Origin of the sequence: Paraburkholderia sp. UCT31 (assembly GCF_014397655.1) — a bacterium.
In the GTDB taxonomy this organism is placed as follows: domain Bacteria; phylum Pseudomonadota; class Gammaproteobacteria; order Burkholderiales; family Burkholderiaceae; genus Paraburkholderia; species Paraburkholderia tuberum.
The window spans coordinates 1-20,288 of record NZ_VZQP01000089.1; the positions used below are offsets into that span (position 1 = coordinate 1).

Consider the following 20,288-nt stretch of genomic DNA (forward strand, 5'->3'; position numbering starts at 1 on the left):
AGAACACGACCCAGAGCAAGGGCAGCGCCACGCGCCCGCCGAGCGCCAAGGCAGTCATGACAAGCGCCTGGTCTGCAATGGTGGTGACCGTCAATCGAAGGCGCGGCCGACCTGTCGCGGCGGTCGCTGCTATGTATGTCACCACGCCGAATACAACGTATGCGAAAACCACGCCCAGAGTGTCATACACGGCGGCCGTGCGTTGGAGCGCGGCGACGGCGATATAGCCGATCAACACGACCGTGCCCAGGCATATCCGGAGGAGCGCCTGCTCCTTCTCAGGTTGTCCGCGAAAGACACCTGGAAACGTTTGCTCATGCCAACGCTGCGCGCCCGGCCGCTCCATGCCGTCTACCCCGTCAATATTGTCTTTTGCGGAGCGGGCATTCTATCGCTTTTGCCGGCGACCAATGCTTCTTGCCGCTCTCTCCGTCCGCTTCCTGAAAGCCGCCGTTCGAACGTCCGTTTGAGCGAACGGGTACCCAGGTCCTTGGGGTTGAGAAGCTAAGCGTGCTTTATTTTCCGCTTCCTGAAGCGACCCCTGCTGGAGGTTCACGCGCCTGCCGCCATGGAGCTTTGTCGCCGCAGCGAACTTGATGCGATGGATTGGGAGAATCCTGCATTCGTTCGGCGATCAAGTGTGTAGAGTCGGTCTGCATGTCGTGCTCATGCATAGGTGGCCAGACTTTGGAAGTCATCGAACGAGTCTTGAAGACGCGTGGGGAACCGGCACTCTTCAGCACGAAAGCGCCGGTTTTGTTGCCCCTCCATCAAGGCCAATCGAGTGTCTCAGTGCTTACCAGGCATGGTCCCGCTCATGCCCATGGCCGGATCGCTAACCGAGTGCTTGCCGGTCTCCACCCGTCCTGCAAAGCGACGGTAGAACGCCTTATCGCTATCGCAGGTCACAGCAAAGTCGTACCACTGGCCACTGGACGCCAGAACCCAGTGAAGCGAGTCCATGCCTGTGCCTGCCAGTTGAACCTGCCATGGGCCATCGGTGCGGTAGGCCATCGGCGTAATCGTGAAGTTGCAGGCACTCTTGCCGGTATTCATCAGGTCGGCATAAACGTCGCCGTTGGCGATGTCGTAGCAGACGCGGATTTCCGGCGTGACCCCGCTGTCGGCAAGGCGGCTCAGGTCGCCTTTGAAATGCCGGTGATAACCGTTCGGGCCTAGCACCCAAAGATCATACATGCCGAGGTTGTCCTGCTGCGCGTTCCAACTGTCGGCCAGCGTCTTACCGTCCTCGACCACGTAGCGACGCGGCACGCGATTCAGCTTGTAGCGGTCATACACATGGAACACCGCGGCCTGGGTACCGGTACTGGAAAACAGTAATTCGACAGTGCCGTTGGCCGCGCAGCGCGCGCTTGTGTGCAACTCATAGGGTAGCGCGCGAGAGGGTCGCGTGCCGCTTGCCTGGATCGGTAACTGCATGTCCACCGGCAGCGGCACGGCTGGCAGGGCCTGTTGCGAGTTGCGCAACTGGTCGGCGTCGGCCCGGGTGCTGCGCCCGTTCAGCGTGGGTAACAACTCATTGTTGGGTGTTTTGAAGTTGAAGGCGCTAGTCAGGTCTCCGCACACGGCGCGGCGGTACGGGCTGATATTGGTCTCCTTCACACTAAAGCGCTCTTCCAGGAAGCGCAGCACCGACGTATGGTCGAAGACCTGCGAATTGACCCAGCCCCCGCGACTCCATGGCGAGATCACGTACAGCGGCACGCGCGGGCCGGGCCCGTAGACGCGACCGTCCTGCGCGGGCTGGTCCTTGCTGCCCTGCGGCGCCGGATAGGCGTGGTACTCGAACCGCATGTCGTCATCGGACAGTGTGGTTTTGCCTGCCAACGTCTGATCGGGATTTCGTGACGGCGCCGACGGCGAGGGCGTGTGGTCGAAGTAACCGTCGTTTTCGTCGAAATTGATCAACAGCACGGTTTTGCTCCACACTTCGGGCACAGCTGTCAGCGCATCGAGTACCTCTTGAAGGAACCACGCGCCCTGAACCGGACTGGATGGCCCGGGGTGTTCGCAATAGATCGATGGCGCATTGATCCAGCTGACCTGCGGTAGCCTGCCTTCGCGGATGTCGCGCTTGAACGCATCGAGGTAGCTTTCCGGCGTGGTGCCCGGCAGCGTGTTCGCGATGCCCTTGTACAGCGGGTTGGCTGCGTTGTCCGCAGCTGCATCGTAGGCGTGATAGGGCAAGGGCTGCCCGGTATCGGCATAGGGATTGCCCGGCGCTCCGCCACTGGCCACGGGGAAGCCCGAGGCCAGATTGGCGCGGCGAAATTGCTGGAAGGCGCCCAGCATGTTGTCACCCCATTCGTCCGGCATGTTCTGGTACGAGATCCAGCTCACGCCCGCATCTTCGAGGCGCTCTGCATAAGTCTTCCAGGTGTAGCCTGTATCGACCGAAGCCGCCAGGCCGTCGATGTAGTCCCACTCATTGTTGACGAAAGCCACGCCAGCGGCGGTGGGACCGTTCGTGCCCGTGATGTGGAAGGAGCGGTTGGCATCGGTACCCGTATGCATCGAACAGTGATACGCATCGCACAGCGTGAAGGCATTGGCCAGCGCGAACTGAAACGGGATTTCCTTTTCCTTGAAGTAGCTCATCGAGACATCTGTCTTGTAGGTGGGCCAATTCGACATACGGCCGCTGTCCCACGCGTTCTGGCTGTCCACCCACGTGTGATTGGCGCCCGATGCGCGCTGTGCGTTGTTGGCGCTGCCGTCAAGGTGATACGGGGTGAGTACAGCGCCGTTGCCGCGCTGCTGCTGCCAGACCTTGCGGCCGTTGGCCAGCGGAATGGTGAAGCGGTCACCGAAGCCGCGTACGCCCTTGAGCGTGCCGAAATAATGGTCAAACGAGCGATTCTCCTGCATCAGGATAATCACATGCTCGACGTCCTTGATGGTGCCGGTGGCGTTGTTGGCGGGAATTGCCAGCGCGCGGCGGATGCTAAGCGGGAAGCTGGCCAGCGTGGCAGCGGCAAAGCCGGCGCCACTAGCGGCTTTCAGAAATTTGCGGCGTGAAATCATTGAGTGTTCTTCTGCAGGCTCGGTCGTAGCTCAAGGCGCGCAGCGCTTGACCGGGGTGGGTTGTTCGGAGTCCGACTTGGCGGGCGTGCTTGTGGACGTGTTTGTGGACGAATCGGTACCGCCGCACGAGGCGAGCATGGCGGCCGCGATCAGGGAAGCGGCAAGCGTTCTTATGAGTCTTTGGATGGACATGGCGTCAACATTGTCTAATTTAGGAAAGCTTTATGTTTTATTTTAGAAAGCACAACGTAATGCTGACGCGAGTGTAGGAAGGCAATGTGACCGCTGTGTGATCCGGTGGCCCGACTGAAGAAGCCCAGGCAGCCTTTAGAGAGACCTGGCAAGGGGCTGTCAATACCGGTCAGATGTCGTAACGCCGTCGTGCCGGGTGCGCGGCGATTACGTGGCTGATAGACCTTCAGCGGACGTTGCGCGCGCGGCACCCGGAGCCCCGCGGTACATGCATTCCTTCGACAGCATCAGTCCCTGACGTTCGCGCATGCGAAACGTCGAGCCTGGCTGCGGTGTCACTTGCGGGGCGTTTGCCGGCCTCCTTGACCAGCCGCCTCACCGTCGCATCCAGGGTGCCAAGCAGGACGGGTTTCAGCAGGACCTCGTCGATTCCGACCTTCTTGCATCGCGAACGCTCTTCCGCACCCACTTGCGCAGTAATGGCGATGATCGGCACCGTCGCGCTTTGGTCGCGCAGACACCGCGCGAGCGCGTACCCGTCCATCCCTGGCAATCGGCCTGGGAAAATGCATGAAATAGCGTCTCCTGCTGCTGGGGCGTCATGCCGATGCCGGTGTCGCTCACGCCAATCACGATGGGCGAATCGTCGGCCGTATCGTCCATCGGCTGACGCACCTGATTAAGACTGGCGGTGCGCACGACCCGACGGTTTTCATGGAAGCGCAGACAAGCGTCATCCCAGGGCAGGTCGAGAAAATTCACCAGACGTCGCGCCTCGCCTTCGAGGTCATCGACGACCGCTTCGTAATCGACCTCGATGAAGCGGCCGGCCGGTAGCACGCTGCGCCAATGTGCCATGAGCCGCTCGTAGTAACGGTAATACTCGCCGGGTTCGGTCAGCTCGTAAGCGAACGGCTGATCGCCCGCAAACAGTTTCGTGTAGCAGGAAAGACAGGTGTCGACCGGGTTGCGCCGCGCGTGAATGATGCGGGCGCCCGGCAGGATCAGCGGAATCAGCCCGGCATGCAGGAAATCGGCCGGCATCTTGTCGACGAGACGCGAACGGCCCTGTGCAAGCGGCTCGACCGCGCTCGAGATAGCACCAGCTGCGTTCCCGGAGCATTGATTCAGTCGCAATCGTTTGGCGTCCCTAATACTCGGGGACGTTGACGCTATGCAGACTACGAGCCTCGACTCTCGACATTTGCCCATCCTGAACCTCTCGACGGATGCGATTGTTCTGGTTGGCAAGACGGTTGTTCACTTCGACGCGCCGGGGATGGTTGGCGGCCCATTGCCCCGCTTGCGCAGTCGATGCGATGGCGAGTGTCCCGGCCATTGCGACGACGACACTGCCAATCAAGGTTTTGCGGCGCGCGGCAATCGAAACTCGCGAAGCGATCGCTGCATTCGTTGTGGCGCGCGAAGTAGTATTCTCGCAATGCACGCGGTCGACCGATCATCTGACTTGAGGAGCCGGGCCAATGGAAAGCATCGACACACTCGTCGTGGCGGCATTCGCTTTTGTCGCCAGCCACTTTCTCCTGTCCCATCCGCTGCGGGCGGGTATGGTCCAGGCAATCGGCGAACGGGGTGCCATGGGCGTCTATTCGCTGATTGCGATACTGACGTTCGGCTGGATGGTCATGGCTTACGACAGGACGCCCGTCTCCGATCCGCTATGGCCGGCAGGCAACGCGCTGTGGGCAGTTGTGACCGTGCTCATGCTGATCGCGTCGATCCTTCTGATGGGCTCCCTGATCCGCAACCCGGCGTTGCCCACCGGCGGCCGGCCCACCGCGTTTCCCGACGCGGCGCGCGGCGTGTACGCAGTGACCCGTCACCCGATGATGTGGTCGTTCGCGCTTTGGGGACTGTGCCATATCGCCGTGTTCCCGGTCACCCGGAACATCGTGCTTGCCGGGGCGATCATCATCCTCGCGCTGGTCGGTGCCGCGCTACAGGACCGCAAGAAACGGCGGCTGCAACCCGATCTGTGGCCCGCATGGGAATCGAAGACGAGCTATCTGCCGTTCGCGGCGATCGCCGCCGGCCGCGCGCGGCTGGGCGGGTTCGGCATGCACGCGCTGGTGGGCGGCGTCGTTTTCTGGCTCGTCGCGACCTGGGCGCATATCCCGCTCTCCGGTTGGCCCGCGGGCATCTGGCGCTGGCTCTAGCCGCACGGTTCCACGAGATTTGTTCTCGTGGCGCAAGACTCTTTGTCCACGGTGTGTGTTCGAATTCGCGGCGGATGCGCCTACAGTGCCCTCCATCGGGTCCATCGATTCGAACGGCCAGCAGGCCGGATCAATCACGCCACGGCTCGTTCCATCGCACCGGCCGTCGAGGCCGACTATGTCGCCGTGGCCGGCGACATCGGCGACGCCGCCACACTCAAGGAGCCCACCATGTCCGTCCAACAGAAACTCGCAGAACTCGGTCTCGAACTGCCCTCTCCTGCGCAACCGCTGGGCAGCTATACGGCTGTCAGCGAAGCCGGAAACCTGCTTTTCATCTCGGGACAGGTGCCGCTGTCCGACGGCAAAATGGTCTATACGGGGCGTGTCGGCGAGAACCTGACGCTCGAAGAGGGCCGCAAGGCCGCCCAACTCGCCGCGCTCAACGTACTCGCGCAGATCTCGCGCCATCTCGGCGGTTTCGAGCGCCTGCATCACATCGTTCGCGTCGAGGGGCACGTCAGTTCCGCCGATGGATTCTACGGGCAGCCCGCCGTGGTCGACGGCGCTTCGGATCTGTTTGCTGCCGTGCTCGGCGACAAAGCGGGACATGCGCGTTCAGCGTTCTCGCATAGCCAGGGTCCCGCCGACGCCGCTGTCGTGATCGTCGTCATCGCCGAAATCCTGCCCGCCTGATCGACGCGCGCCACGCGTGACACATGCCCTTCCGGCTTCGCGGCGCGGGCCTCGAAACGGTACCGACGGCATTGGCCGAGGACGAGGCGGCGCTCGGCCGTTGAGCCCCGCCTCGGTGACCTGCCGGTTCACGCTGTGTCGCGACAGGCTGCGCTCGACGCGCTTCAACCCGCATTTGCCTTGTGTTCGTGCGACGCCACGCGTTGCGATTGCGGTTGGGGTTGCGGTTGGGGTTGGGGTTGCGCGGCCATCGCGCGGGAGACCATTTCGTTTTGCTTGATGATCTTGTCGATCTCGGCGTCGGCCTGCGCATCGTAGTGCGCGAAAACATCGGTGCGATAGCGCGTGTTCTGCGCCGCGCCCAACTGCGAACCGGATTCGTCGCGCGTGTCGGCGTCGACCGCCATCGACAGGCCGATACGCAGCGGATGCGCGGCCAGCTCGGCCGGGTCGAGCGCGATGCGAACCGGCAGCCGCTGCACGATCTTGATCCAGTTGCCGGTGGCGTTCTGCGCCGGCAGTGTCGCGAACGCGCTGCCGGTGCCGGCCGAAAAGCCCTCGATACGCCCGTGATATCGCGCGCCGCTACCGTAGACGTCCGATGTCAGCGTGACCGGCTGGCCGATCCGCATGTGCTTGAGCTGCACTTCCTTGAAGTTCGCGTCGACCCATACGCCGTCGAGCGGCACGATCGCCATCAGCGGCGTGCCGGGCGCGACGCGCTGGCCGACCTGAACCCGGCGCTGCGCGACGTAGCCGGTCACCGGCGCCGGCAACGTATCGCGCGCATAGGCGAGCCACGCGGTCCGCACTTTCGCGGCGGCGGCCTGCACGTCCGGATGCTGTTCGACCGTGGTGCGGTCGGTCAGCGCGTGGTTGGCTTCGCCCTGCTGGCGCGCGGCGTCGAGCGCTGCCCGCGCGACGCTGACCGCGTCGCGGGCGTGCGCGATGTCTTCGGCGGACACGGCGCCGGTGTCCGCGACGGCCTCGCGACGATGCAGGTCGTCGCGGGCGCGGCCCAGATCCGCTTCGCGCTGAGCGACGTTCGCCGCGTAGAAGTCGTTGTTGACATACAGGCCGCTCACGCGTCGCACGGTCTGGCCGAGCTGCGCTTCGGCATCGGCGAGCGCAAGTTTCGCATCGGCCGGATCGAGCGTGACGACGGGGTCGCCCTGCTTCACGATCTGCGTGTCGTCGGTGTTGACGGCGATCACCGTGCCGGTGACCTGCGGCGTCAGTTGCACGAGATTACCGCTGACGTACGCGTCGTCGGTCTCCTGGTGATAACGGCCCTCGGTGAAGTAGTACGCGCCGTAAGCCGCGCTCATGACCACGACCGTGGCGCCGAGCAGCGCGATCAGGCGCTTGCGGCGTGCCGGGGGCGTGGCCTTGTTGTCGCCTTGGGGCGTGGCGGACGCTTGCGCGCCGCTCTTCTGTTCGTCTTCCTGATCCGCCACTTCGCGGTCGGTCGTGATCGGATCGCTCATTGCAGTTCTCCTGATAGGGTTCGCGATGTGCCGTTCAACGTGCGGCAACCGCGGGATTGGCTTGACTGGTGGAGACGGCGGCAACGTCGGCGTGATGGTCGGTGCTCGCCGACGTATCGACATAGCCGCCGCCCAACACCGACGCGAGCTCGATCTGCTGGTCGCGGCGGTCCATCTTCAGATTGGCGATCGCCTCGTCGGCGTTCAGCGCGGTGACGTCGGCATTGAGTACGGTCAGCTGGTTGGTGAGGCCGGCCTTGTATTGCGTGGTCGCCAGTCGATCGGCATCGCTCGCGGCCTGCTGCGCGGCCTGCGCATCGCCGAGCTGCGCGTCGCTCGAGCGGATCTGCGCGATCTGCGTGGCCACGCCGCTCAGCGCGCTGATCAGCGTCTGGTTGTAGGTCGCCACCGCATAGTCGAACTCGGCGTAGCGGCCCTTCAACTGCGCGCGCAACTCACCCCCATCGAAGATCGGCAGATGGATCGCCGAGCCCACCGAGGCCGTGCGACTCGCGGCGCTCAAAAGGCGGCCGAAGCCGAACGCGTCGAAACCGATCGCGGCGCTCAGGTTGATGTCGGGATAGAACTCGGCCTTCGCTTCCTTCACCTCGTGCGTGATCGCATCGACGCGCCAGCGCGCCGCGACGATGTCGGGCCGGCGGCCCAGCAGATCGGCCGGCAGGTTGTCCGGCAGACGTACGTCGTCGCCGACGCCGAGCGTCGGCCGCGTGATCGCGAGTCCCCGGTCGGGCCCCTTGCCAAGCAGCGCCGCCAGTTGATACCGGGTGGTCAGGATGCTGCCGTCGAGCGCGCTGACGCGGGCACGGCTCGTGGACAGATTCGCTTCGGCCGTCTTGCGCTCCACTTCGGTATCGAGGCCGTTTGCGATGCGGCTCGCGGTGATGCGGTCGATCTGCTCGCGCCGCGCGACTTCCTGCTGCGCGATGTCGCGCAATGCGTAGAGCCGCGCCAGCTCGTTGTAAGTGCGGGCGATCGAGGTGTCGAGCGTGAGCCTGACGACTTCCACGTCGGCCTCGCTCGCGGACGCCTCCGAGACAGCCGCGCGCAGCGCCTCGCGGTTCTTGCCCCACAGGTCGAGATCGTAGGAAGCGCTCAGCAGCCCCTTGTTCTCGGTCTGCCATGAGCCGGCGTACGGCGGCGGAATCAACGCGGTGCTGCTGTACTGCTGGCGCGTCAGCGTGTACGACGCATCGAGGCGCGGCAGCGTGTTCGCCTTCGCCGTTTCGCTATAGGCTTGCGCCTGCTCGACTCGCGCGCGCGCCTGGTCGAGCGTCGGGCTACCTTGCAGTGCCTCGGCGATCAATGCTTTCAGTTGCGCGTCGCCGAACTGTTCGACCCAGTCGGCGGATGGCCAGTGCCCCTGCTCTTGCGGGAGGCTCTGCGCCGTTTCCAGCTGCCGTGGTTGATCGATCTGCTTGTCGCTGTGGATGCCCGCATAGTTTGCACATGCCGCCAGCACCGCGAAGGAGATCACCGAAACACCGAGCTTGAGCGAACGGGCGACGGTGTTTGCCCTGGAAGTCTGCGTTTTCATTTTCTGACAAATCAGATTAATGGGTGAAAAAAGCGCGGCACACGGCCGCGCCGTTCAATCGCCTGTGAACTTGCGAAGCAGGCGGTCCAGCTCGGCAAACTCGGCTTTCGTGAATTTACGCAAGCGGGCGTTCAACACATGCGGTGCGACTTCCGGAATCCGCGCGGCGACTTTCTGCCCCTCCGCGGTCAAGGTCAGATTGACCACGCGGCGATCTTGCGGGTCGCGGGATCGTACCAGCAGCCCCTTCGATTCCAGCTTGTCCAGCATCCGCGTCATCAGGCCGGTGTCGATTCCGAGCAGCTTCGACAGCTCGAAAGGCGTGGTTGCCACACCCTGCTTCAGCGAAAGCAGGATGCCCATCTGCTGGCCGTTAATGTCGAGGTCCTTGAGCGCCGCGTCCATTTCCGCGACGACGACGTTACGGGCCTTGACGAGCCTGAAGCCGATACTGTTCGTAAGCATGAAGTTCTTCGTCGTGTAATGGTCCATGGCGGTGTCCTCCTCGTTGATTTGAACAATATCTGCATTATCAGATAATGTCAAGAAGAGGATGGTCTGTTTTATTTTCCGTCCGAACCAGGTTGCCAAATTGGATTCAATGTCCGCCGGCGGCTGCCGCGCCCGCGGCACCACCCTTGGCCGGCTTCGTCACCCAGATCAGCGGGATGATCACGACAAAGATCACCGCCGAGATCCAGAAGATGTCGTTCAGGCCGAGCATCGTCGCCTGCGCGTTCAGCGAGGTTTCGTAAAAGGCCGTGGCCTTGGGAACGCCCGCGTCCAGCGCCGCCTGCAGGTGCGCGATCGCGCCGGTAAAGCCAGGATCGTCCACGCTCGTTTGTTCGGCAAGGCGCGCATGGTGCAGGATCGTACGGTCGTTCCACGCGGTGCTCATCAGTGACGTGCCCACCGCGCCGGCAAAAATCCGCGCGAAGTTGGACAGACCCGCCGCCGCCGGAATCTCCTCCGGCTTCAGACCCGACAGGATGATCGCGGTGAGCGGCGTGAAGAACAGCGCGGTCGGAATGCCCTGCAGCAAGGTGGGCAGCACGAGCGTCCAGGCGTCGACGCCGGTCGTGTAGTTCGAGCGCATGAAGAACACGCCGGCGAATCCGACGAACGCAAGCGTGGCAAGCACGCGCATGTCCGAACGAGGCATGATCTTGCCCATCACCGGGGCGAGAATCACGGCAAAGATGCCGAGCGGCGCGGTCACGAGCCCCGCGTCCACCGCCCGGTAGCCGAGGAAGCCCTGAATCCACTGCGGCAGGATCACGAGGTTGGCGAAGAAGATCGCGTAGGCGACCGAAATCGCAATCGTGCCGCCGAGGAAGTTACGTCTGGCGAAAAGCCGCAGATTGACGATCGGCTTTTCCTCCGTCAATTCCCAGATCAGGAAGAACAGGAAGCTGACCACGGCGACGATCGTCAGCGCCCAGATCACCGGCGAGCTGAACCAGTCGAGGTCGCGGCCCTTGTCGAGCATGATCTGCAGCGGCGCGACCCATGCGATCAGCGAGATCAGGCCGACCTTGTCGATCGGGAGCTTGCGGGCCGGCGTCTCGCGGTCGCGGTAGATCGCCCAGATCGCGCCCGCGGCGAACAGGCCGACCGGCACGTTGATGTAGAAGATCCACGACCAGCTGTAGCTGTCGGTGATCCAGCCGCCGAGCGCCGGGCCCGCAATCGGCCCGACCGTCGCCGTCATCGCCCACAGCGCGAGCGCGCTCGAGCTTTTTTCCTTCGGAAACGAGCCGAGCAGCAAAGCCTGAGAAAGCGGCACCAGCGGCCCCGCCACGGCGCCCTGCACGACGCGGGCGGCGAGCAGCACCATCAGGTTCGGAGCGAGACCGCACGCCGCCGATGACAGCACGAACAGCAGGATTGCCCAGACGAACAGCCTGACCTGGCCGACGCGCTGCGTGAGCCACCCTGTCAACGGAATCGACACCGCGTTGGCCGCGGCAAACAGCGTGATGACCCATGTGCCTTCGTCGATCGACACACCGAGGTTGCCGGACAGCGTCGGAATCGCCACGTTGGCGATCGATGAATCCAGCACGTTCATGAAGGTGGCAAGCGCCACGGCAAACGTGCCGAGTGCAAACTTTGCGCCGGTCAGCTGAGCCGGCGCGGCTGGGTTGCTCGATGGATTCATGTTGCGTCCTCGTCTCGGTTCGAAGCGCCCGTCAGTGGCGCGTTATTATCTGCAATGTCAGATAAATGGTTAAAAAAAATGCCGCCTCAGCGGTCCAGCAGCCTTGAAAGAAGCTGGCACAACGCGTCGAAATCAGACTTCGAGAAATGCGAAAGCCGCTCGCTCCATGCTCCCTGGACAACCTGTGTGTTCCTGGCGGCGACGATCTGCCCTTCCCGCGTCAACGACACATCCACGAGGCGACGATCCCTGCCGTTGCGGGCGCGCTCGATCAATCCGCTGTTTTCGAGCTTGTCCAGCAAGCGGGTCATCCGGGCCGGGTGGACACCCGCCAATTTCGACAGTGCGGCCGGTGTTTTCACGCTGCCGCGCGCCAGCGTGAGCAGAACGCCGCGCTCCTGCAGATTCAGTCCTGCATCCGCGAGCCCCGCGCTGAGTTCGCTTGCAATCAGCTGACGCGCCTGACCCAGCACGGACGCCAGCTTCTGCGTGCGCTCAAAGTCTTCGTTGATCGAATCACCCATCGATCGCCTCCTCGATATCTGACTTCAATATATTTGACTATGCAGATTGATGCAAGCAGATTTCCTCGCCGTATGCACTACATGGTGTAAAAACTGAATTGAACCGCCGGCGAATATCGCCGCGATTCCTTGGGGCGAAAATCTTTCCGGCACGGATTCGGGCGCTGCCCGCTCTCACTTCAGGAGGACAGAACGATGACTGACAAACCGCTTACGCTGGGTATCGATCACGTCGGACTCACCGTCCGCGATCTGAACCTCACACGCGACTTCTTCGTGAAGTGTCTGGGCTGGCAGCAGGTGGGAGAAAGGCCTGCCTATCCGGCTGCGTTCGTGTCGGACGGACACGTCGTGGTGACGCTCTGGCAGGTCACCGATTCAAGCCGCCTCGTCGAATTCGATCGCAAGGTCCATGTCGGACTGCATCATCTTGCGCTGCGCGTGGGCAGCGAGGAAGCACTGCAGGACATCTTCGCGCGCGTGTCCGCCTGGCCGGGCGTCAAAGTCGAATTCGCGCCCGAAGACCTCGGTGGCGGACCCAAACGCCACACGATGGTGTACGAGCCGGGCGGCATCAGACTCGAGTTCGATCACGACCCGCGAACGCAGGCATCGTGAACGCGGATGCGCGCGACAGACCGGCCGACACCAACAGGACCACTGCCGCTACGCGCCGTCACTCACCGCTTGTTCCTGCGGCTCACAACTGTTTGTCCGCGCCTTGTGTGCAAAAGCGGAGCACGACCGCATAAATTAGTCGCCATCGGAGCCATCAGTCCGATCACAGATTGCTGATCCAACCTACTTCGAGGTTCACTATGAGTCAGTCTCCCAAAGTCATCGTGGTCACCGGTGCATCGCAAGGCATCGGCGCCGAAACGGTCAAGGCATTTCGCAAGCTCGGCCATAACGTGGTCGCGACATCGCGCGGCATCAAGCCGTCTGACGATCCCAACCTCGTCACCGTGGCCGGTGACATCGCCGATCCGGCCACGGCTCGACGGGTGATCGAGACGGCCGTGGCGCGCTTCGGTCGTGTCGACACGCTCGTCAACAATGCGGGCATTTTCGTGGCCAAGCCGTTCACCCAATACACCGCGGAAGATTACGCGACGATTGCCGGCATCAATCTCGCGGGCTTCTTCCACATCACGCAGCTCGCGATCGCCGAAATGGAGAAGCATGAGCGCGGGCACGTGGTCAGCATCACGACGAGCCTCGTGGATCACGCGATTGGCGGCGTACCGTCCGTGCTGACCTCGCTGACCAAGGGGGGCCTCGCCGCCGCGACCCGCTCGCTCGCGATCGAGTATGCGAAGCGCGGAATTCGCGCCAACGCGGTTTCGCCCGGCATCATCAAGTCACCGATGCACGCGCCCGAAACGCATGCGGCGCTTGGCGCATTGCATCCAGTGGGTCATATGGGCGAGATGAGCGACATCGTGAATGCGATCCTCTATCTCGACTCGGCGCCGTTCGTGACCGGCGAGATCCTGCATGTGGACGGCGGCCAGAGCGCCGGCCACTGAGCGGGCCATGCGATGAAGCGGCGCGCGCCGCTCAATGCGCGCCCGTGCTCGGCGCGGGCGTCGCGGGTTTGGCCAACTGCTCGACGAGAAATTCGACGAAAGCCCGCACGCGCGAGGTCAGGTAGCGCGCGTGCGGATAAAGCAGGATGAATGGCCGCGTGCGTCCGCCCGCTTCGCGCAACACTTCCACGAGCCGACCTTCGCGCAGGTCGTCCTCCACGACGAAGCGATACGTCTGAAACAGGCCCGCGCCGGCACGCGCGAGCGTCACGCCGGCGAGCGCGTCGCCCGAGGTTCCATAGCTGCCCTGCGTCAGCACGTCGCCATCTTCAGGCGAACCCTCGAAGGTCCAGGCGAGATGGCGTCCGCTGCTCGGCAGTTCGAACTGGATGCACTCATGCGCCCGCAGGTCCTCGACGGTTTTCGGCACGCCCGCGCGCTTCAGATAGGCGGGCGCCGCCACCACGACCATTTCCGCGTCTTCGAGCTTGCGCGCGACGAGATTTGAATCGGCCGGCGCGCGACCGCGTATCGCGAGATCGAAACCTTGTTCCGCAAAGTCGATGTTGCGATTGCTCAGGTGCGTCTCGACCTGGACTTGCGGATAGCGCTCGCGAAACGCCGGCAGCAGCGGCAACACGCGATAGTGTCCATACGGCGTCGGCATGCTGATGCGCAGCACGCCGGCCGGCGTGGTCTGCTCGCCCGTCACTTCGCGCTCGGCGTCCATCAGTTGCGACAGGGCTTGCCGGCACTGCTCGAAGTAGCGCCGCCCCGCGTCGGTCAGACGGATCTGGCGTGTAGTGCGCACGAACAGGCGCACGCCGAGCCGTTCCTCGAGCCGCGCCACCGAGCGGCTCACCGCCGCCGGTGTGACACTCGCGGCGTTGGCCGCCAGCGTGAAGCTACCCAGCTCCGCCGCGAGGCAGAAGAGTTCGATGCTCCCCAGCAGGAGATCGTCGAATTTGCGTTGCATGCCTGTCCGCCTTTGTTTTGTTGGCTTGAGAACCCGACGATCGCGGCCGCGCTGGACCGAATGCATGGGTGCGGAACTGAGGCTGGAAGCTAATCGGACATCGGCCCGCGCATGCCCCACGCGTGCCGATGCGTTCCAACTGTGCGATGGTATTGAAGCTGGACTGCTAGTTCCACACCGATTGCAGCCGCTCGATACTTTCTCGCGTTTCGCGTTCCAGTTGCGCCATCAATTCGCCGGCCGGCAACGAACGCGCAAGCGGCGCGGCCTGGCCCGCCCAATGCGCGCCGTAGCCGAATTCACCCTTGGCCTTGGCGGCTGCATTGAGCGCCTTGCCCGCGTCATAGGTGATCGGATAGGACGGCGTACGCGGGGCTTGCGGGTCCTCGCCGAGCGTGGTGAAGCGATTGACGATGCTGCGCGCGAGCCGCCCCGAAATGGTGGACGTGAACGTCGTCGAGCGCGCCGCATCGCTGAGCAACGCGCGGCGATAGCCGTCGTCGATCGAGGTTTCCGGGCACGCGACGAACGCCGTGCCCAATTGCGCAGCCTGCGCGCCCAGCGCGAGCGCGGCCGCGATGCCGGCGCCGTCCATGATGCCGCCCGCCGCGATCACGGGCAGGTCGAACTCGCTCGCGAGCAGGCGCGTCAGCGCAAACGTGCCGAGGCGTTCGTCGCGCCCGGTCGTGTCGAACACGCCGCGATGACCGCCCGCTTCGATGCCCTGCGCGACGATCGCATCGACACCCGCCTCGACGGCGGCCGCCGCTTCGTCGAGATTGGTCGCGCTCGCCAGCAAACGGATGCCTGCGTGCTTCAGTTGCGCGATCACCGCATCGGGCGGCAAGCCGAAATGGAAGCTCACGACGGCCGGCTTCTCCGCGAGCAGCATCGCCTGCATCGCGGTGTCGACGACGAAGCTCGTGAAGATCTCGGAGAGCGCTTGCGGCGGCGTAGCGCCGTATCGCCGGAACACCGGTTCGAGCCACTCGAGCCACGCACGCTCGACGGCCGCATCGGGTGTCGCCGGGCGATGGCAGAACACGTTGATGTTGAACGGCTTGGTCGTTAGCTCGCGAGTCTGTTGGATCGCGCGGCGCGCGTTCTCCGCGTTCATCGCGGCAACGCCGAGCGAGCCGAGGCCGCCCGCGTTCGACACCGCGGCGGCCAGCGCCGGCGTGGTGACGCCGGCCATGGGCGCCTGAATGATCGGCTTGTGGATGCCGAGCGTGCGCAGTAACGCGCGATTGTCCGCTTGAATGCTCATGTTCCCTTCCCACCGGATGCGTTAAAAGATTCGATGTGCCTGCCGGCATGCCTGCCTGTCAGGCCCCAGCGCGGCGGTGCGCCCAGCGCGCGAGGCCGCCGCAAGCGATCAGCAGCGCGCCGGTCACGAAGAACACCGCGTGCAGCCCAAGATGAACGCCGATCACACCGCCGATCACGGGGCCCGCCACCTGGCCGCTGAATTGCGCCGATTGCAGATAACCGAGCATGCGGCCGGTCCGGCTTTCATCCATCGATTGCCGCGCCAGCTTGCCGATCGAGGGCAACAGGCCCGCGAGCGTCATACCCATCAGCACGCGCAAAGCCGCGAGCTGCCACCAGTGCGTGACGAAGGCTTGCGGCACCATCGCCAGCCCCGTGAGCACGAGGCAGACAACGATCACGCGCCAGCTCCCGAACCGGTCGGCCAGCGCGCCGAGGCGCGCGGCCGTCAGCATGCTCCCGAGCGCCGAGCATGCCATAACCACGCCGGCCACGCGCGCAAGATGCGCGGCATCCACGCCAAGGCCGCCGATATACACGGTGATGATCGGCTCGATCGACATGTTGGCGAGCAGCACCATCATCGCGGTCACGAGCAGCGCGGCCACCACCGCGTAATTGGCGCGTCGGGCGGGCGCGCCGGCGGTGCCGCACGCGTGAGCTTTCGCGTCGCTGTCCGGGTGAAACTCTTCCTTCACCACGAAGATGGTGAGCAGCGCCGCCGCCGCGATCATCGCGCCGCCCGCGAAGAACGTGCCGCGAATGCCGATCCAGTCTGGCAGCACGCCGCCGACGAGCGGCCCGACCAGATTGCCCGCGAGCGCGCCCGTCGAAAGTATGCCGAGCGCCCAACCCGCGCGCTCGCGCGGCGCCTGGGTGCCCACCATCACCGTGGAAGCCGATGCATAGCCGCCCACCAGACCAGCGATCAGACGCAGCGCGACCAGTTCGTAGACATTGTGCGCCACGCCGATCAACGACATCACCAGAGCCATACCGATCGCCGCGCGAACGAGCATGGGTTTGCGGCCGAAACGGTCGGCCAGACGCCCCCACAGTGGCGCGGTAAGAGCGGTGCCGAGGAACGTCGCGCCGAAGGCGATGCCCGACCACTGGATCACCGCGGACGGCGAACCGACACCGAGTTGCCGCACATAGAGCGGCAGGAACGGCAGCAGCATGCTCAGGCTCACGAGCGTCGTGAACGAGCCGAACACGCAGACGACGAGATTGCGACGCCAGTACTGGACGTTGCGCTCCGCGTAGCCGCGCGGCCGCGCGAGCGCCGCCGGTGCAGAAGAAACCGTGGTATTCATTTCGCGCTCCGCGCGGAAAACAGCTCGACGGCGAGTGCGAGCAGAAGCGCCACCGCGCCAATCGCGTAGAGCGCGCGATAATTGCCGCCGCTCGAAGCGAACACGAACGAAAGACCGTAGGCCGCCAGCGCCTGCATCACGGCGAAGCTCGTCGTCGCGCGACTCCATGCGTCCTTGACGGCGGACGGATGGTGCGCGAGCAGCTCGTTCACGCGACCGAGTGCCAGCGGCACGATGCCCGGCGTGAACGCGCCCACGACAAATGCGGAGACCATCAGCCCCGTCGGCCCGAATAATCCCGCGGCCGGGATCGCGACCGCAGCGGCTTGCACCAGATACGCGACGCGCAGCGCGCGGCCGAAACCCGCGCGATCGGCGAGATGCCCTGCCGCGAGCGGCCCGACGATCGCGCCCAAGCCGTACAGCACCCAGAACTCGGCGCCCGCATCGACGCCGCGGCCCAGCCCCCGCGCCACGAAATCGACGAGGAACAGCATGTGCGGCACGAGCCCCACGGCGTTCAGGCCATATTCCACATAGAGCGCGCGCAGGCCGGCGCGGGGATACGCAGGCGCTGTTTCGAAACGCGAATGAGCACCGGCGTGCGCGGGCGCCGCGTGCTCGCGCCAGCCGTTCCACGCCACGGCGGTCAACACGAGCGAAACGGTCGCGAGCCCGAGCCACGTCCACGTGAGCCCCTGACGCAACAGAATCGGCACGATCGTGCCCGAGGCCGCGATGCCGAGCCCGATCCCCGTGAAGATGCCACCGCTCGCGAAGCCCCGGCGCGCCGCCGGCACGTGCGCGAGGATCGTGGGTGCGGCGAGCACCATCAACGCGCCGCCCGAGAGCCCCGAGGCGAGGCGCCAGATGAAAAACCACAGGAACGACACGGGCACCGCGCAGGCCACGAAAGCGATGGTCGCGAGCAGCATCATCGCGCGCAGCACGGTGGCGGGTTTCGCCACGCGTACCATCGCGCCCGCCAGCAGTGCGCCGGCCAGATAGCCGCCGAGGTTCGCCGCGCCGAGATAGGCCGCGCTCGAGGCGGGAAACCAGTGCGCGCCGATGATAGCCGGCAAAAGCGGCGTATAGGCAAAACGCGCGAGACCGATGCCGATCAGGCTCGCGCTGGCCCCGGCGAGCGTGCCCCGCCAGACGTTATAGCCGGCCGGAGCGGCCGGATTCGAGATGGCTTGCTGCATGACGACTCCCATGGACCGGTGCTGTTAAGCGCCCGATGAATATGGGAGCCAGTCTAGAACGACTCGCATCTCGGGAGAATCACCGCGCTGCGTAAGTGATTCTTCCGCGCGGCGATCGAATCAGCGTCGATCGGCGTCGGTGATTTGCTGAGCCCGCTCGAAATACTCGCGTAGCAGCGGCGTGGCGAAATCGACGAAACCGCGCACCTTCGGCACCGCAAGGCGCCCGCGCGGCGTCACCAGATTGACGGGCAACGGCGCATGCTCGCTGTCGCGCAGCACGATTTTCAGCGCGCCGGCCTTGACCTGCTCGGCCACGTGATAGGAGAACAGCCGCGTGACGCCATGCCCGGCCACGGCCGAAGACAGCGCAGCGCGAATCGTGTTGACGATGAAGCGCGGCGTGAACCGCACGACCTGCGGCAGCGCCGTTTGACGGGCCGCCGGAAAGCTCCACGAATCGAGCCCGAAATGCGTCATCGAGATGATCGGGTGGCTGGCGAGATCGGCGGGCACATCGATGGCCGGATGCGTGGCGAGATAGTCGGGCGAAGCGACCACCACCCGCCTCACCTCGCCCACCGGAATGGCGACGAGCGTGGAGTCCTGTAGATGCGCGATGCGCAACGCCACGTCGATGCCCTCGTCGACGAGGCTCACGGGCCGGTCGAGCAGGTGCAGGCGGATCGACGCCTGGGGGTGGCGATCGAGAAACGAATCGACAATCGGGCGCAGCACCTCCTCGCCCACCGCCACCGCCGCCGTCACGCCTAGCAGTCCGCGCGGCGCGGAGCGCTCGTCGGCTGCGAGCAGGTCCGCCTCCTCCAGATCCGCGAGGATGCGCCGGCACGCCAGCGCATAGCGCTCGCCCGCCTCGCTGAGCCGGATCGTGCGCGTGGTGCGGTGTAGCAGCGGCGTGCCCGTATGCGTCTCCAGAAACGCGATGGCCCGGCTCACCGCCGCGGGCGAGCGGCCCAGCCGACGGCCTGCGCCCGCCAGACTGCCCTCGTCGAGCGTGGCGACGAATACCTTCATGGCGTCGATACGGTCCATTGCGTGTTTGGTCTTGAGATCGGGCCTTGGTGGCGCCGCGGTCTTTCAGGGCGGTGAATTCCGGCACGATCTTAGCGGAATCAGTGCTTGTGCAAGGCGTGCGCGATCAGCTCTGTCAGAGCGGGCGCAGCACCGTTTGCGCGACGCCGGCCGCCACACACAGCACGACGACCGCAAGCGGGGGCACCTTCCAGCGCAGCAACAGCAAAAAGCCGATGCACGCCACGGCGAAATCCGTCGCCGACAGGACCGCGCTCGTCCACACCGGCGAATAAAGCGCGGCGGCCAGCAGGCCGACCACCGCGGCATTGACGCCGGCAAGCGCCGCCGCCATCGCCGCACGCGCGCGCAGCGCCTGCCACCACGGCAATGCGGCGAGAACGAGCAGCAGACCCGGCAGAAAGATGCCCACTGTCGCCAGCAGTGCGCCGCTCCAGTGTCTGGGTGGCAGCGCCATCATCCAGCCGAGAAACGCCGCGAACGTGAACAGCGGTCCGGGTACGGCCTGGGCCGCGCCATAGCCGGCCAGGAAGTCGTTGGGCGCGACCCATCCGGTCGTGACGGTTGCCCGCTGCAACAACGGCAGCACCACGTGGCCGCCTCCGAACACGAGCGCGCCGGAGCGATAGAACGCATCGAATACGCGGATGCCTTGCGAGGTCCCGCTTGCCGCCCATAGCGGCAACGCGAACAGCAATGCGCAAAAGACCACCAGCGCGACGATGCCTGCCGTGCGCGACACCTGAAAATCGCCGGCCCGCAGAGGAATGGCGCGTGGCGCTTGCACCGCCGTGCTCCGGCACAGCGCGACACCGAGCACGGCGCCGGCGCCGATCACGATCAGTTGGGCGTAGACGGTGCCAGGCACACTGAGCAATCCGAGCGATGCGAGCGCGATCGCCGCGCGGCGGCGATCCGGACACAGACGCCGCGCCATGTCCCAGACAGCCTGCGCGACGACGGCCACCGCGACGAGCTTCAGGCCGTGAATCACGCCCATGCCGAGCGCGCCGCCCAGGTCCGGCGCGATCGCGGCAAAGGCCAGCATCACGAGTACCGACGGCAGCGTGAAGCCGCACCCTGGCTCTTATACACATCTCCGA

16 protein-coding genes and 3 pseudogenes are annotated in these 20,288 nt (G+C 64.9%); 4 read left to right on the forward strand and 15 right to left on the reverse strand.

The genetic code is table 11. From position 1 onward, the window contains the following. The 4 genes and pseudogenes from F6X40_RS38580 to F6X40_RS38595 all read right to left on the reverse strand — a co-directional run. Positions 1-346: pseudogene (locus tag F6X40_RS38580) on the reverse strand (GGDEF domain-containing protein); the annotation flags it as partial. A 443-nt stretch (positions 347-789) separates the two neighbouring features. Next, on the reverse strand, positions 790-3,045 hold the full coding sequence (locus F6X40_RS38585) for a phosphocholine-specific phospholipase C (protein ID WP_187631498.1): 2,256 nt from the start codon (positions 3,043-3,045) through the stop codon (positions 790-792). Between the two features lie 418 nt (positions 3,046-3,463). Further along, positions 3,464-3,781, reverse strand: coding sequence for a response regulator (locus F6X40_RS38590; RefSeq protein WP_262421710.1), 318 nt, complete (start codon positions 3,779-3,781; stop codon positions 3,464-3,466). A gap of 104 nt (positions 3,782-3,885) precedes the next feature. Next, positions 3,886-4,338 (reverse strand): annotated as a pseudogene (locus F6X40_RS38595) (sulfotransferase family protein); the annotation flags it as partial. Between the two features lie 383 nt (positions 4,339-4,721). Between F6X40_RS38595 and F6X40_RS38600 the strand changes: the two are divergent. Continuing rightward, positions 4,722-5,414 (forward strand): NnrU family protein, encoded by a 693-nt coding sequence (locus F6X40_RS38600; RefSeq protein WP_187631499.1) that lies wholly within the window; start codon positions 4,722-4,724, stop codon positions 5,412-5,414. Between the two features lie 231 nt (positions 5,415-5,645). After that, positions 5,646-6,110: a RidA family protein gene (locus tag F6X40_RS38605; RefSeq protein ID WP_187631500.1), complete on the forward strand. Its 465-nt coding sequence runs from the start codon at positions 5,646-5,648 to the stop codon at positions 6,108-6,110. A gap of 164 nt (positions 6,111-6,274) precedes the next feature. Here the strand turns inward: F6X40_RS38605 and F6X40_RS38610 are convergent, their stop codons facing one another. From F6X40_RS38610 to F6X40_RS38630, 5 genes are all read right to left on the reverse strand, one after another. Then, complete coding sequence (locus F6X40_RS38610; protein WP_187631501.1) at positions 6,275-7,597, reverse strand: HlyD family efflux transporter periplasmic adaptor subunit; 1,323 nt, start codon at positions 7,595-7,597, stop codon at positions 6,275-6,277. A gap of 34 nt (positions 7,598-7,631) precedes the next feature. Then, positions 7,632-9,152, reverse strand: a complete 1,521-nt coding sequence (locus tag F6X40_RS38615; RefSeq protein WP_187631502.1) for an efflux transporter outer membrane subunit — start codon at positions 9,150-9,152, stop codon at positions 7,632-7,634. A gap of 54 nt (positions 9,153-9,206) precedes the next feature. Continuing rightward, positions 9,207-9,644 (reverse strand): MarR family winged helix-turn-helix transcriptional regulator, encoded by a 438-nt coding sequence (locus F6X40_RS38620; protein ID WP_187631509.1) that lies wholly within the window; start codon positions 9,642-9,644, stop codon positions 9,207-9,209. A gap of 106 nt (positions 9,645-9,750) precedes the next feature. Continuing rightward, positions 9,751-11,313 carry a DHA2 family efflux MFS transporter permease subunit gene (locus F6X40_RS38625; protein ID WP_187631503.1) on the reverse strand — a complete coding sequence of 521 codons (1,563 nt, stop codon included), beginning with the start codon at positions 11,311-11,313 and terminating at the stop codon, positions 9,751-9,753. Between the two features lie 86 nt (positions 11,314-11,399). Beyond that, complete coding sequence (locus F6X40_RS38630; protein WP_184065785.1) at positions 11,400-11,837, reverse strand: MarR family winged helix-turn-helix transcriptional regulator; 438 nt, start codon at positions 11,835-11,837, stop codon at positions 11,400-11,402. A gap of 195 nt (positions 11,838-12,032) precedes the next feature. Here F6X40_RS38630 and F6X40_RS38635 point away from each other — a divergent pair, with 195 nt between their 5' ends. Together F6X40_RS38635 and F6X40_RS38640 are read left to right on the forward strand one after the other, a co-directional pair. Continuing rightward, a complete protein-coding gene (locus F6X40_RS38635) occupies positions 12,033-12,455 on the forward strand; it encodes a VOC family protein (RefSeq protein ID WP_090805131.1) in 423 nt (140 codons plus the stop codon). A gap of 200 nt (positions 12,456-12,655) precedes the next feature. After that, positions 12,656-13,366 carry an SDR family NAD(P)-dependent oxidoreductase gene (locus F6X40_RS38640; RefSeq protein ID WP_187631504.1) on the forward strand — a complete coding sequence of 237 codons (711 nt, stop codon included), beginning with the start codon at positions 12,656-12,658 and terminating at the stop codon, positions 13,364-13,366. Between the two features lie 31 nt (positions 13,367-13,397). Here F6X40_RS38640 and F6X40_RS38645 read toward each other — a convergent pair whose 3' ends face one another. The 6 genes and pseudogenes from F6X40_RS38645 to chrA form a co-directional block, all read right to left on the reverse strand. Beyond that, the gene (locus tag F6X40_RS38645) at positions 13,398-14,342 is read right to left on the reverse strand and encodes a LysR family transcriptional regulator (RefSeq protein WP_184065794.1); all 945 of its coding nucleotides are present in this window, start codon (positions 14,340-14,342) and stop codon (positions 13,398-13,400) included. 166 nt (positions 14,343-14,508) lie between these two features. Further along, entirely contained in the window at positions 14,509-15,609 is a 1,101-nt protein-coding gene (locus F6X40_RS38650) for an NAD(P)H-dependent flavin oxidoreductase (RefSeq protein ID WP_187631505.1), read from the reverse strand. A gap of 58 nt (positions 15,610-15,667) precedes the next feature. Next, the gene (locus F6X40_RS38655; protein ID WP_187631506.1) at positions 15,668-16,927 is read right to left on the reverse strand and encodes an MFS transporter; all 1,260 of its coding nucleotides are present in this window, start codon (positions 16,925-16,927) and stop codon (positions 15,668-15,670) included. Then, positions 16,924-18,132, reverse strand: coding sequence for a YbfB/YjiJ family MFS transporter (locus F6X40_RS38660; protein WP_187631507.1), 1,209 nt, complete (start codon positions 18,130-18,132; stop codon positions 16,924-16,926). The genes F6X40_RS38655 and F6X40_RS38660 overlap by 4 nt, the downstream gene beginning before the upstream one ends. Positions 18,133-18,252: 120 nt before the next feature. After that, on the reverse strand, positions 18,253-19,185 hold the full coding sequence (locus F6X40_RS38665) for a LysR family transcriptional regulator (RefSeq protein ID WP_187631508.1): 933 nt from the start codon (positions 19,183-19,185) through the stop codon (positions 18,253-18,255). 115 nt (positions 19,186-19,300) lie between these two features. Further along, positions 19,301-20,263, reverse strand: a pseudogene (chrA, locus tag F6X40_RS38670) (chromate efflux transporter); the annotation flags it as partial. Positions 20,264-20,288: the final 25 nt, after the last annotated feature.

Excerpts from the sequence above, each read along its gene's own strand:
- F6X40_RS38665 (WP_187631508.1), bottom strand. The coding sequence starts at position 19,185 with ATGGACCGTATCGACGCCATGAAGGTATTCGTCGCCACGCTCGACGAG.
- F6X40_RS38590 (WP_262421710.1), bottom strand. The coding sequence starts at position 3,781 with ATGGACGGGTACGCGCTCGCGCGGTGTCTGCGCGACCAAAGCGCGACG.
- F6X40_RS38625 (WP_187631503.1), bottom strand. The coding sequence starts at position 11,313 with ATGAATCCATCGAGCAACCCAGCCGCGCCGGCTCAGCTGACCGGCGCA.
- F6X40_RS38645 (WP_184065794.1), bottom strand. The coding sequence starts at position 14,342 with ATGCAACGCAAATTCGACGATCTCCTGCTGGGGAGCATCGAACTCTTC.
- F6X40_RS38605 (WP_187631500.1), top strand. The coding sequence starts at position 5,646 with ATGTCCGTCCAACAGAAACTCGCAGAACTCGGTCTCGAACTGCCCTCT.
- F6X40_RS38660 (WP_187631507.1), bottom strand. The coding sequence starts at position 18,132 with ATGCAGCAAGCCATCTCGAATCCGGCCGCTCCGGCCGGCTATAACGTC.
- F6X40_RS38640 (WP_187631504.1), top strand. The coding sequence starts at position 12,656 with ATGAGTCAGTCTCCCAAAGTCATCGTGGTCACCGGTGCATCGCAAGGC.
- F6X40_RS38620 (WP_187631509.1), bottom strand. The coding sequence starts at position 9,644 with ATGGACCATTACACGACGAAGAACTTCATGCTTACGAACAGTATCGGC.
- F6X40_RS38655 (WP_187631506.1), bottom strand. The coding sequence starts at position 16,927 with ATGAATACCACGGTTTCTTCTGCACCGGCGGCGCTCGCGCGGCCGCGC.
- F6X40_RS38610 (WP_187631501.1), bottom strand. The coding sequence starts at position 7,597 with ATGAGCGATCCGATCACGACCGACCGCGAAGTGGCGGATCAGGAAGAC.
- F6X40_RS38600 (WP_187631499.1), top strand. The coding sequence starts at position 4,722 with ATGGAAAGCATCGACACACTCGTCGTGGCGGCATTCGCTTTTGTCGCC.
- F6X40_RS38650 (WP_187631505.1), bottom strand. The coding sequence starts at position 15,609 with ATGAGCATTCAAGCGGACAATCGCGCGTTACTGCGCACGCTCGGCATC.
- F6X40_RS38585 (WP_187631498.1), bottom strand. The coding sequence starts at position 3,045 with ATGATTTCACGCCGCAAATTTCTGAAAGCCGCTAGTGGCGCCGGCTTT.
- F6X40_RS38615 (WP_187631502.1), bottom strand. The coding sequence starts at position 9,152 with ATGAAAACGCAGACTTCCAGGGCAAACACCGTCGCCCGTTCGCTCAAG.
- F6X40_RS38635 (WP_090805131.1), top strand. The coding sequence starts at position 12,033 with ATGACTGACAAACCGCTTACGCTGGGTATCGATCACGTCGGACTCACC.
- F6X40_RS38630 (WP_184065785.1), bottom strand. The coding sequence starts at position 11,837 with ATGGGTGATTCGATCAACGAAGACTTTGAGCGCACGCAGAAGCTGGCG.